Source organism: Marinobacter sp. MDS2 (assembly GCF_030718085.1).
Taxonomy (GTDB): domain Bacteria; phylum Pseudomonadota; class Gammaproteobacteria; order Pseudomonadales; family Oleiphilaceae; genus Marinobacter.
The window spans coordinates 54,004-66,467 of the sequence record NZ_JAVAJF010000001.1; the positions used below are offsets into that span (position 1 = coordinate 54,004).

A 12,464-nucleotide genomic window follows, 5' to 3' on the forward strand; every position below is an offset into this window, starting at 1 on the left:
TCAGACACCTCTTGTTTCCGGCGCGGAATGTTCGGATTTAGCCTGTCGCCATTCGACAAAGGCTTTGGCTACCAGCGTAAGAATCGCAATGGCAGCAAGTAACGAGGCGCTGGCGAATGCCCCGACGATGTTGTAATCCTGATACAGCAGTTCAACGTGCAGGGGCAGGGTGTTGGTTTGGCCACGAACGTTACCAGAGACCACCGACACCGCGCCAAACTCGCCGACCGCGCGTGCGTTGGTGAGGATCACCCCGTAGATAAGCGCCCACTTGATATTGGGTAGCGTGATTTTCCGGAAAATACGCCAGCCTGACGCGCCCAGAACCACGCCCGCTTCCTCTTCTTCGCTGCCTTGCTGTTGCATGAGCGGTATCAGCTCTCGTGCCACAAACGGGCAAGTCACAAACACCGTGACCATGACAATGCCTGGCCAGGCGAACATGAGTTGAATATCGTGGGTACTGAGCCAACCGCCAAGCCACCCGTTTCGGCCGTACAGCAACAAGTAGAGCAGGCCAGCGACAACGGGAGATACGGCAAACGGAATGTCGATCAGAGTAATCAGGAGTTTGCGACCGGGGAACTTGAACCGCGTGACCGACCAGGCCAGTGCTGTGCCGAAGACCAGATTCAAAGGAACGGTCAGCAATGCCACGAACAAGGTCAGCCCGATCGCATGCAAGGTGTACTCGTCCATGATGTTACCGGCGAGGGTACTCCAACCGGCACTGAGCGCCTGAGTGAAGATCACCACAACCGGTATCACCAGAAAGACAACGGTTAAAATCATCGCCAAGCCGATTAGCGTTCGGCGCACCCAGGGCTGGTCGCCAACCCGGTTCGTATGGAACGACATTTATCGTCCCTCCAAGCGGCGCAGGAATCGGCTCTGCCAAACGTTAATCGCAAACAGCAGGATTAAAGACACCAGCAACACCATAGACGCGATTGCACTGGCGGCTGCGTAGTCGTATTCCTGCAAACGGATAAAGATCATCAGACTGGTTACTTCGCTGACGTAAGGCGTGTTGCCCGCTATGAAGATAATCGCGCCGAATTCACCGAGGCTTCGAGTAAACGACAACGCAATGCCGGTAACGAGCGCGGGCCACAAGGACGGGAATATCACTTTGCGGAACACACGGCCATCCGAAGCGCCCAGGCTTACTGCCGCTTCTTCATCGGCGGGCGAAAGTTCTTCAAGTACTGGCTGAACGGTGCGTACAACAAACGGAATACTGGTAAATGCCATGGCAACCACGATACCGATGGGCGTGAACGCCACCTCGACACCCAATTTATCAAGCCACTGGCCGTACCAGCCGTTTTGGGCAAACAGTGTTGCCAATGTGATGCCCGCTACAGCGGTCGGCAACGCAAAGGGCAGGTCCACAACGGCATCAATCAACCGCTTTCCGGGGAACTCGTAGCGCACCAAAACCCAAGCGAGCAGTAGCCCGAATACGCCGTTAAACAACGATGCTGCCAAGGCGGTCCATGCGGTCACTTTGTAGGATTCGATTACCCGAGGATCGGTGATGGTGAAAACGAACTGGTCCCAGGTCATGCCAGACGTTTCAACCACCAGCCCGGTGAGAGGCAACAGCAAAACCAGGCTGACAAAGAACAGAGAGATGCCCAGACTTAACCCGAACCCGGGCAGAACTCGCTTGCTACGACTGGAAAAGCGCCGCACTGGGGCGACGCTTGTTTGAGCAGATGCAGACATTAGAGGCTCTTACCGCCGACGCTGGAGCTGGTCGAGCTTACCGCCGCTGGCAAAGTGGGCTTTCATAGCTTTTTCCCAGCCTCCGGCAATTTCATCGATAGACTTCAGCTTGAGGTCACGGAAGCGATCAGCGTTCTCCTTCAAAACCGTTTCGTTCTGAACCCGGTAGTTGAAGCTGGCCAGCAGGCGCTGGGCATCTTCCGAGTAAAGGTGACTCAGGTACTCTTTTGCCAGTTCTTCGGTACCGTTTTGCTTGGTGTAATCGTCAATCCAGGTGACTGGGAACTCAGCCAGGAAGCTGACTTTCGGAGTGACAACTTCGTATTCACCTTCCAGACGATCCGCAATGTTCAGCACTTCGGATTCGAAGGTCAGCAACGCATCACCAATACCACGCTCAACAAAGGTGGTGGTGGCGCCACGGCCGCCGCTGTCGAAGACACGTACCTGGCCCAGTAACGAAGCGAGGAAGTCATCAATTTTGTCCTGGTCTTCGCCGAACTGATCCTGCGCAAAGCCCAAGGCTGCAAGATAGGTGTAGCGGCCGTTGCCCGAGGTTTTCGGGTTTGGCATAACCAAAGAGACGTCTTCACGAATCAGGTCATCCCAGTTCTCGATGTTCTTGGGGTTACCTTTTCGCACCAAAAACGCCATGGTGGAATAATAAGGAGAGCTGTTGTTCGGAAAGCGTTCCGCCCAGTTCTCTGGGATCAGACGGCCCCGAGTGTGCAGGATGTCGATGTCGGTAACTTGGTTAAAGGTAGCAACATCTGCTTTCAGGCCTTGGATAATGGCTTGAGCCTGCTTGGAAGAACCGGCGTGAGATTGTTTGATCTCGACGGTTTCGCCGGTCTTTTCTTGCCAGTGTTTCTGAAACTCGACGTTGTAGGCGGCGAACAGTTCGCGGGCAATGTCATAGGAGGTGTTGAGAAGCTCCCGATCAGCGGAAAGAGCTGGCTGAGCAGAAAGTAGGGCAGCGCCAAGCGCGATGCCTTTGAAAAAGGTCTTCATGTAAAGCTCCTCAAAACCTATTAGTTGAATCTGAGGAGCAATTTAACAAAGCTTGCTAAGAACTAAAAAGACTTTAAAAGACTAATCAAATTACTATTTCGAATATCCGGGTTAAAAGCGAAGTAGCGCAGAGCCCCACGTAAAACCGCCTCCGAAGGCCTCCAGTAGCACAACTTCACCGCGCTTGATGCGCCCATCACGTACCGCTTCGTCCAGCGCCAGCGGGATCGAGGCGGCTGATGTGTTGCCATGGCGGTTTACCGTGACCACCACTTGATCCATCGACATATTCAGTTTTTTCGCCGTGGCAGAGATGATTCTAAGGTTAGCCTGATGGGGTACGAGCCAGTCTATCTCGGATTTCTGCATCTGATTGGCTTCAAGGGTTTCGTCAACAATCTTGCCGAGCGTGTTCACCGCCATCTTGAACACCTCGTTGCCTTTCATTTCTACAAACGCCTGACCAGCCTTCACGGCGTCAAAATCGTTGGCCACGCCACAGGGAACGTGAAGCAAGGTTTCGTAACGACCATCGGCGTGCAGGTGAGTTGACAGGATCCCGGTTTCTTCGCTGGCTTCGAGCACGACTGCACCGGCACCATCACCGAACAGCACGCAGGTGGTTCGATCTTCCCAATTAAGGATGCGGGAAAACACCTCGGCGCCAATCACCAGTGCCTTTTTGCTACTGCCCGACCGAATGAATTTCTCGGCAGTCGCCAAGGCATACACAAACCCGCTGCATACTGCTTGAATGTCAAAGGCAGGGCAGCCATGAATCCCCAATCGCGCTTGCAGAATACAGGCGCAACTGGGAAAGACTTTATCCGGGGTGGTGGTGGCAAAGACGATCAGATCGATTTCTGACACATCGATGCCTGCCGCTTCAATCGCACGCAAGGCGGCTTGCTCTGCCAGATCGACCGTCGTTTGGCCGGGCAGGGCAATGTAACGTTGCTCGATACCGGTACGTTCGCGAATCCACTGGTCGGAGGTCTCTACCTTCTTTTCCAGATCGAGATTAGTGACAACGTTGTCCGGCAAGTAAGAGCCGGTTCCGGCGATGCGTGCGTAAGTCATGGGTGGCGTCCAAGGTCAAAAGCGATCATTAATGACCTCATGCTAACCTTGCGCCACCGGAATGGTTATTAGCGGTTCGTCTCAGCCCGATTTCAGGGTGTTCATGTCAATCACAAAGCGGTATTTCACATCGCCTTTCTTCATTCGCTCGTAAGCATCGTTAATGTTGCGAATATCCAGCATCTCCACATCGCAGCTGATGTCGTGCTCCGCACAGAAGTCCAGAACCTCCTGGGTTTCCGGCATTCCGCCGATTAAAGACCCGGCAATCACCCTCCGTTTAAGCAGCAATAGTCCAGCGTTTACCGGCGGCTCAATGGCGGAAAGAAGCCCCACAAGAATGTGGGTGCCATCGTGTTTCAGGCACTTCAGGTACGGGTTCAGGTCGTGGGCAACGGGAATCGTGTCGAGCAAGAAATCGAACGAATTTGACACCGCTTTCATCTGGCTGCGATCGGTTGAAACCACCACGTGGTCGGCACCTTGTTTTTTGGCTTCGGCGACTTTGCTTTCAGACCGGGTGAACAACGTCACTTCAGCTCCGAGCGCTTTGGCAAATTTTACGCCCATGTGCCCGAGACCGCCCATGCCGAGAACGCCCACCTTATGACCTTTGCCGACCTTGAAGTGCTTGAGGGGGGAGTAGGTGGTGACGCCGGCACACAGTATGGGAGCTGCGCTGGCCGCGTTCAGCTTTTCCGGAACGCGAACCACAAATCGTTCACTGACAATAATGTTGTCGGAATAGCCGCCCATGGTGACCGAACCGTCTTGGCGGTCGATGCCGCCATAGGTTGCGGTCATACCTTCATCGCAATACTGCTCAAGCCCGGAATCGCATGCCGAGCAGGTGCGGCAACTGTCAACCATGCAACCAACACCGACAAGATCGCCGGCTTTGTAGGACGTCACTTCAGAACCGACAGCGGAAACTCGTCCGATAATTTCATGGCCGGGGACCACTGGATATTGTGAGCCGCCCCAATCGTTCTCAACAACGTGAACATCGCTGTGACACACACCGCAGTAGTCAATTTCGATGGCAACATCGTCGTTTCGAAGAGAACGGCGCTCGAAATTGTAAGGTGCCAATCCGGAATCCGCCGATTGGGCCGCGTAGGCGCGTGTGTTAGCCATGAAAATCTCCTCATTAATTGTAAGTTTTTCTACCGAGCGCACGGTACTCGCATTCGAATATAGATACCGTCACATGTAACAGAATGTAATTTCACTCTATAGTTTCTTCAGGAATGAGATGATGAGAGCCCATCTGCCACCTATGACAACCAAATTTGCTGCGTTTTGCGCCGCCTGCACATTCATGCTGACCGGGTGTATGCCCGGAACCATCGCCACGACTGTCGGCACTGGATACGTGTATGAGCAAAAACAAGATCAGAAATATAAGCATGATGTAGAGCGGGCTGTCGATCAATACCAGCAAGATCACGCCAATTCGCCCTGTCAGCATGGCGAAGACCGCGTTATGGAACCGGCCATCAAGATCATCAAAGAACACCGTTTAACCGGTATGAACGAAGTAATTGAGCGTTTGGGTACGATCTACCAGGATCAAACACTGGCAGACAACGTCCGTGCCGGCGCGCTGTACAATATTGCCGTGTTGGAGTCCCGCCGAAAACCCGCCAACAAGGCCAAAGCCCGCGACCACTACAAGCAACTGTATGCCGAGTTCCCGAACGAATACCGTTGCATCTTCGAAGAGTCGCAGTGGCGGGATGAGATGATAAAAAAACAACTGTTGCTACCGGGGGAAAGCGTGGATTCGTTTCTGGAGGATGCCCGCCGAGATGCCGAGCGTCGCCGAATGCCGTAAATGTTCTTGAATGCCGGCACAACCTCCGCTGACCGGCAGGGCGAACGGTTCCGTGCTACTTTTGAAAGAGATGGCTGAAAAATCAAGCCTGTAAACTCAACTGTAGCGAGTGGAATTATGAACCTGATCATCATCGGTGCCGGCATTATGGGAACCACCCTTGCGGTGCTGGCCAAAGAGATGGTTCCCAATCTGGAAGTGACGATTCTTGAACGGCTAGATAGCCCGGGAGCAGGCAATTCCTGGGCTTTTAACAACGCCGGAACCGGGCACGAGGCAAATTGCGAGCTGAACTACACCCCGGTCGATGAAGAGGTTATCTCTGTTGAGAAAGCGTTGAAAATTCACGCTCAGTTTAATGTGGCCAAACAGTTTTGGGCCTATCTGGTTCGAAAAGGCGCCATCGACGATCCGACATCTTTCATCAATCCTACCAAGCATTGCACCATCGTTTCCGAACCCGCGATAGAGATGCTGAGACTGCGCTTCAAGGAAATGTCGGGCCATCATTTTTTCGAGCAGATGAAGTTCTCGGAAGACTTCGACGAAATCAAAAGCTGGATTCCCTTCACCATGGAAGGGAGATCCCGGGATGAAAAAATGGCCGCAACCGCCATTGAAACGGGTACCGACGTTAATTTCGGTGCGTTGACCGAACAAATCGCAGCCTACGCGGTGCGTGAGCTAGGTGTTCAAATTGAGTTTGGCACCCATGTACGACGAGTGCATAGAAGCCCGGCTGGCCAATGGTTAATCGAAGCGCAGAATGACGCGGGGCCAATTCAGCACAAGGCGGATGTGCTGTTTGTAGGAGCGGGCGGTGGTGCCTTCCCGATTCTCAAGAAAAGCCTGATGCCGTTCCGCAGCCGATTCACCGGGTTTCCAGTAGGTGGGCGTTTCCTGCAGGCACCGATCACATCGGAGCAAGCCCAACAATACCGCGCGAAAACCTACGGTAAAGCAGAAGTGGGCGCGCCTCCCATGTCCGTGCCGCACCTGGATTTGCGGTTGGTGGATGGCCAGCATTATCTGTTGTTTGGGCCTTTTGCTTCCTTTAAGCCAGTACTTGAGAAAGGCCGCGGCTTTTTCGATTACCTATCTTCGTTGCGGTTGCACGACATTCCCGGGCTTCTAAACGTCACTCTCGACCACTTTCCGTTAGTGAAGTATCTGGTATCCGAGAGCTTTAAAGGCAAGAAAAGCATGTTCGCCGAGCTTGAAAAGTTTGCGCCCGGGCTGGGTGACAAATTCGACTGGGCACCAATAGAGGCAGGTCAGCGCGTGCAAATAATTAAAGACGGCGCTCTGCAGATGGGAACAGAGATTATCGTTTCTACCGACAAAACCTACTCTACATTGCTGGGTGCGTCGCCGGGTGCGTCGGTTTCGCCAGAGGTTATGCTGCGCTGTTTGGAACGTTTATTTCCCTCACTTTGTGAAGAAGATGAGGCTGTTCGCAAGAAATCGGAAATATTCCCCGAGGACGACCTTGAAGTGCTGGCTCACAAACCGGATCGATATCGGGAAATTCGCGATTCGGTCAACCAGACACTGGGAATCATCGCACCAGAAACACAGGGAATTTAAGTGCCAACAGTCTAAGTCACGCGATGGGCGCTCAACGGGTTAAAACGTTACCCGTACCTGCAGGCCCGCTTGTGCGTTTGATGAGAAACTAATGTCACCGCTGTAGCGATCGACGATATCTCGAACAATAGCCAACCCCAAGCCATGGCCTGGGGTTTGTTCGTCCAACCTGAGGCCTCGTTTTCCGAGGTTAGCAAGCGCTTCTTCATGAACTCCTGGCCCGTCATCGGTCACCGATATATGTGGCCGTCCTTCGGGCTGTTCCAAAGAAAGCTCAACGAAACTTGTCGACCACTTTCCGGCATTATCCAGGAGGTTGCCCAAGATCTCGTTGAGATCGTGTTCCTCAATGGCCCATTGGCAACCCTCAGGTAGCGAGCTTGATAACTCAAACGACTTGTCCGGGTATAGCCGGCCCAGCATCCATAGCAAGTCCCGCGCTTGTTTTAGTGGATCAGCCCTTTTCCCGATTTGGGGGCCGGCGAATCGACTCCGGCGCATCTCCGCCTCAAGTTGAGTGTCGATGACGTCTAGACGGTTGGCCATCTGTTTTCGCAATTCCCGATCCATAGGGCGATCGGTATCTTCGAGGATTTGCCGAACGGCGGCGATCGGTGTTTTTACACTGTGAGACAGGTTGGCGAGAGCATCTCGTGATTTCTCAAGCCGCTGATCAAGGGAATCGAGTAGTTGGTTAAGTTGTTTCACTAGAGGGTCGAACTCTTCCGGGGCCTGCATCTCGATGCGTTTGATTTGGCCATCCTGGAGGCGAGTTAAAGCACTTTTGAGCTTGGTGACAGGGCGCATGGCCATATTGATACCAAGCCATATTACGGCGACTAACATCAGTATCAAGACAATAGAAACAACCGCAGTCCAAACGTGCAGTTCCATTTGACTGTGTTTCAACGACCCGAAATCTTCCGAAACAATCACAACAATCGGCATTTCATTAACCAAAAAAGCCTTTCGGTAGGCCAGCATATCCGAGGTCGCCTTAGACCCGTTATGGATCTGGACGCGAATTGCCCCACTTTCACTATGATCCAGTAATGGGGTTAAGATTGATTGCCAACTATCTGGCAATACGAGGGTTTTTGATGGTGTTTGGATAGCGAATGCATGATGAAATACGTCCTGAAAATAATCCCCGGTGTTTAGCAGGTTAACGTTGCCGTTTGTTCTTCGTATTTGATGCTCCAGAAAAGCCACTTCATCTCTAAGCCGATCTTCCACGAACTCCCGGGACATCCTGTCGAGTAAATATCCGTGAACAATCCAAGCAAGCGCCATCAGACTGATGCCCGCTGGCAGCAAACAAATGAGCAGGGTGTTTTTTACCGACAAAGGCTTCTCAAACAACGTCATTAAACAGATACCCCTGGCCGCGCCTCGTTAGGATGGAGTTGGCTCCCACGAGCTTTCTAAGCCTTCGAATGTATGCTTCGATAACGTTTTCATTTGGGGTGTCATTCAGACTGTAGAGCTGTTCCATTAACTGGTCTTTGGAATAGACTTGGCCCGGGCGACTCATCAGGCAGCGTAATAGCCGAAACTCGGTACCCGTTAGACTATGTTCGGTGCCGTCGGCCGTTTTTAGAATCTGGCGATTTTCATCGAGCTCCAAACGCCCGGCTTTGAGTGTGGAATCCACGCGACCTTCGCTGCGCCGTATGATCGCGTTCAGGCGGGCGACGAGCTCCTCCGTTTGGAAGGGTTTTCCGAGGTAGTCATCCGCACCTGCTTTCAGGCCGCTGACCTTGTCCTGCCAATCACCTCGAGCTGTAAGAATCAGCACCGGAAAGCTGACGTGGTTACCCCTCCAGGTTTTAAGGACTTCAAACCCATTCCCGTCTGGTAATCCAAGATCCAGTACCACTGCTCGATAATCCTCCTGCACACCCAAGCTTGTGGCATCTTTGGCGGTTTTCGCCCAATCGACACGAAATCCCGCTTTTTCGAGTTGGCCAATAAGTCCGTCGGCTAATAAATGATCATCTTCTACCAACAGTAGGCGCATGGCTTGAGTCTTACTCCGTGAGAATGGTTGGCCGAGAGTATGAGGCAGCTACCTGAATCGGGCCTGAATGGTAAAACATCTTCAATTTTCAGCAAGGATTCAGGTTGGTAAGGGACAGTATGAACGCATCAAGCCGCTTACCCTTCAACCCCCTTGAAAGGAGAATAGTTATGACTTTGGCAAAAAACATGATTTTGGTAACCGCCGTCGCATTGTCGGCGCCAGTCTTTGCAGGTGGGACACATAGTCATGGGCATGGATTCCCTGTCGGCGAACCGGGAGCAGCTGCGGAAGCCACTCGCACAATTACTGTCGAGCTGCACGATAACTACTACGAGCCGGAACAGATCGAGGTGAGTGCAGGGGAGACCGTTCGGTTCGTCTTGGAGAACAAGGGTAATTTGGTGCATGAGTTCAATATTGGCACACCATCCATGCACGAAGCGCATCAAGAAGAAATGATGATGATGGTCGAGCACGGTGTCATTCAGGGTGGCAAGCTAAATCACCACATGATGGAAATGGACATGGGAAATGGCCACACCATGAAGCATGACGACCCCAACAGCGCGCTGCTTGAGCCCGGGAAAAGCGGGGAGATCACTTGGACGTTCAATAAAGAAGGCAACATCGAGTTTGCCTGCAACGTACCCGGCCACTATCAGGCAGGGATGTATGGAGACGTGAAGTTCAAGTAAGTCGCCCGCTAATTTGCTAACGAATGTACGGAGTGTTTCCCATGAACAAACGCCTTTTGGCGGGGCTTTTAGGCCTTTTTCTCCCGGCGCTTCTGTGCGCTGGAGAATATAACCTGACAGTAGATCGTGTCACGATTGATACCGGTGATTTCGTGAAAAAGGGTATCGGATATAACGGCAAATCCCCAGGCCCGGTGCTGAGATTCAAAGAAGGGGAAAACGTTAAAATCAATGTCACGAACAATTTGGATGAAATGACCTCTATCCATTGGCATGGCCTTATTCTGCCTTTCCAGCAGGATGGCGTGCCGGGGATCAGTTTCCCGGGCATTAAAGCGGGCGAGACTTTTACCTACGAATTTCCTGTGGTGCAGGCCGGCACCTACTGGTTCCACAGTCACTCAGGCTTTCAGGAACCTGACGGCGCGTTCGGCTCGATCATTATTGAGCCAAAAGGGCGCGAGCCATTTCGCTATGACCGGGAATACGTTATCCAGTTAACGGACAAACACCCCCACACTGGAGACCGGATCATGCGCAATCTGAAAATGATGCCGGATTACTACAATCGTGAGCAGCAAACGGTTGGTGAATTTTTCAGCGATGCCAAGACGAACGGTCTGGCGAACACCATTAAGGACCGGATGGCTTGGGGAGACATGCGCATGATGAAGGCGGATGTCGAAGACGTTCAAGGGTTTACCGGCATGATTAATGGCAAGGGCCCGAACCAGAACTGGACCGGGCTGTTTGATCCGGGTGAGCGTGTCCGCTTGCGCTTCATTAACTCCTCTGCGATGACCTACTTTGACGTTCGTATTCCAGGATTGAACATGACCGTGGTTCAGGCCGATGGCAACAACGTGCAGCCGGTTAACGTGGACGAATTCCGCATCGGGGTTGCTGAGACCTACGATGTCATCGTTCGGCCGCGCGACGCGCAGGCTTATACGATTTTTGCCGAGTCCATGGGGCGATCTGGGTATGCTCGCGCAACGTTAGCCCCGAAAGAAGGAATGGAAGCGGCAGTTCCAACTATGCGGAAGCCAGCCCGACTCACTATGGCCGACATGGGTGGCATGCACGACATGGACCACGGAGATATGAATCATGGCGCCATGAGCGAGATGGATCACAGTGGGATGCCAGGCATGGATCATGGTTCGATGGCGACTATGGATCACTCCGCCCATGGCAGCAAGGACTCCGACAAGAAGAAACCAGACGATCCGTTCTACGCCAAAGGCAGCGGCATCATGCCTGAAGCCGCCAATGGCGGAAAGTTTCTGTCTTACGCAGATCTCAAGGCCCAAAAACCTTTGTATGAGGAACGCGAGCCAACCCGTGAGATTGAACTCCGCCTGACCGGCAATATGGAGCGTTATACCTGGAGCATCAACGGCGTTAAATACGAAGATGCGGACCCCATCCGGCTGCAATACGGCGAGCGTGTCCGGTTTAAGTTCGTCAACGAAACCATGATGACGCACCCGATGCACCTTCATGGTATGTGGTCCATCCTTGACGTTGGTGCAGGTCAATGGAACCCTGTTAAGCATACAGTGAGTGTTCAACCGGGCACGACTGTGTTCATGGAGACTGAAGTGGATGCACCGGGCCAATGGGCATTCCATTGCCATCTTTCGTACCACGCCGCTGCTGGTATGTTCCGGAAAGTCGTGGTGGAAGGCGCTCCGCAGTCCTCTCAGGCTTCCGCCGAGTTGGTGACGAACGAAGGAGGTGGCGCATGAGCTTTTCTCGCTTCTGGTTTACAGCTGGCTTCGTCGGCTCGGTACTAATGCCAGGTTTGGCTATCGCTCAGGGAATGATGGAAGACACCACGGAACGCAAACAGCCGCTCAAGATCTGGGGTATCCAGTTCGAAGAACTTGAATACCGCTACAGCGATGACGATGAAGAGCTCGGCGTCTGGAACGGTGATTTCTCTTACGGAACTGACGATCTGAAAGTCCGGTGGCTCACTAAGGGCGAGTACGCCATAGACGGACAAGCGTACGAAGGCTTGGAGAACCAACTGGTAGGTCAGATTCCAATCTCAACCTTTTTCGATGCTAAAGCGGGTGTTCGCTTTGATACGCCGGAAGGTCCTGATCGCACTTATGCCGTTTTGGGCGTTTCCGGACTGGCACCTCAATGGTTTGAGGTGGACGCAAACCTGTATGTCAGCGACGAAGGTGACACCTCTGCCGAGGTAGACGCCGAATACGAGCTGCTATTGACCAATTACTGGATTCTGGCTGCTACGCTCGATGCCACTATTGCCTTTAGCGAGGACCGGGAGATCGGTATCGGCAAGGGGCTGGTTTCCACGGAAACGGGCTTGAGGCTGAGCTATGATTTGATCGACCGATCTTTCTCTCCCTATTTAGGCGTTGTGCACGAGCGAAAGTATGGCGATTCGGCTGATTTCGCAGAATCGGCCGGCGGGAGAACCGAAGATTGGTTCGCGGTTGTAGGTGGTAGGATCTCTTTCTAACTT

At 52.9% G+C, this 12,464-nt stretch carries 12 protein-coding genes; 5 read left to right on the forward strand and 7 right to left on the reverse strand.

Annotated features, from left to right (window positions below):
• From cysW to Q9245_RS00255, 5 genes are all read right to left on the reverse strand, one after another.
• Positions 1-858 carry a sulfate ABC transporter permease subunit CysW gene (cysW, locus tag Q9245_RS00235; RefSeq protein WP_305895280.1) on the reverse strand — a complete coding sequence of 286 codons (858 nt, stop codon included), beginning with the start codon at positions 856-858 and terminating at the stop codon, positions 1-3.
• Positions 859-1,731: a sulfate/thiosulfate ABC transporter permease CysT gene (gene cysT, locus Q9245_RS00240; protein WP_305895281.1), complete on the reverse strand. Its 873-nt coding sequence runs from the start codon at positions 1,729-1,731 to the stop codon at positions 859-861.
• A 9-nt stretch (positions 1,732-1,740) separates the two neighbouring features.
• Positions 1,741-2,742 (reverse strand): thiosulfate ABC transporter substrate-binding protein CysP, encoded by a 1,002-nt coding sequence (cysP, locus tag Q9245_RS00245; protein ID WP_305895282.1) that lies wholly within the window; start codon positions 2,740-2,742, stop codon positions 1,741-1,743.
• Between the two features lie 111 nt (positions 2,743-2,853).
• Positions 2,854-3,822, reverse strand: a complete 969-nt coding sequence (locus Q9245_RS00250) for a beta-ketoacyl-ACP synthase III (RefSeq protein ID WP_305895283.1) — start codon at positions 3,820-3,822, stop codon at positions 2,854-2,856.
• Between the two features lie 81 nt (positions 3,823-3,903).
• Entirely contained in the window at positions 3,904-4,959 is a 1,056-nt protein-coding gene (locus tag Q9245_RS00255; protein ID WP_305895284.1) for an NAD(P)-dependent alcohol dehydrogenase, read from the reverse strand.
• Positions 4,960-5,077: 118 nt separating this feature from the next.
• Between Q9245_RS00255 and Q9245_RS00260 the strand changes: the two genes are divergently transcribed.
• Both Q9245_RS00260 and Q9245_RS00265 read left to right on the forward strand, forming a co-directional pair.
• Complete coding sequence (locus Q9245_RS00260; RefSeq protein WP_305895285.1) at positions 5,078-5,659, forward strand: hypothetical protein; 582 nt, start codon at positions 5,078-5,080, stop codon at positions 5,657-5,659.
• A gap of 117 nt (positions 5,660-5,776) precedes the next feature.
• Positions 5,777-7,246 carry a malate:quinone oxidoreductase gene (locus Q9245_RS00265; protein WP_305895286.1) on the forward strand — a complete coding sequence of 490 codons (1,470 nt, stop codon included), beginning with the start codon at positions 5,777-5,779 and terminating at the stop codon, positions 7,244-7,246.
• Positions 7,247-7,285: 39 nt separating this feature from the next.
• On the opposite strand, the gene Q9245_RS00270 is transcribed toward Q9245_RS00265, so the two are convergent.
• Together Q9245_RS00270 and Q9245_RS00275 are read right to left on the reverse strand one after the other, a co-directional pair.
• A complete protein-coding gene (locus Q9245_RS00270) occupies positions 7,286-8,614 on the reverse strand; it encodes an ATP-binding protein (RefSeq protein WP_305895287.1) in 1,329 nt (442 codons plus the stop codon).
• Positions 8,601-9,266 carry a response regulator transcription factor gene (locus tag Q9245_RS00275; protein ID WP_305895288.1) on the reverse strand — a complete coding sequence of 222 codons (666 nt, stop codon included), beginning with the start codon at positions 9,264-9,266 and terminating at the stop codon, positions 8,601-8,603. The genes Q9245_RS00270 and Q9245_RS00275 overlap by 14 nt, the downstream gene beginning before the upstream one ends.
• Before the next feature lie 170 nt (positions 9,267-9,436).
• Between Q9245_RS00275 and Q9245_RS00280 the strand changes: the two genes are divergently transcribed.
• Genes Q9245_RS00280 through Q9245_RS00290 form a run of 3 tightly spaced genes read left to right on the forward strand, consistent with a single transcriptional unit; the run spans position 9,437 to position 12,461 of the window.
• Positions 9,437-9,964, forward strand: coding sequence for a cupredoxin domain-containing protein (locus Q9245_RS00280; protein WP_305895289.1), 528 nt, complete (start codon positions 9,437-9,439; stop codon positions 9,962-9,964).
• Positions 9,965-10,005: 41 nt separating this feature from the next.
• Positions 10,006-11,715, forward strand: coding sequence for a copper resistance system multicopper oxidase (locus Q9245_RS00285; RefSeq protein ID WP_305895290.1), 1,710 nt, complete (start codon positions 10,006-10,008; stop codon positions 11,713-11,715).
• A gap of 47 nt (positions 11,716-11,762) precedes the next feature.
• Positions 11,763-12,461 carry a copper resistance protein B gene (locus Q9245_RS00290; protein WP_305897138.1) on the forward strand — a complete coding sequence of 233 codons (699 nt, stop codon included), beginning with the start codon at positions 11,763-11,765 and terminating at the stop codon, positions 12,459-12,461.
• Positions 12,462-12,464: the final 3 nt, after the last annotated feature.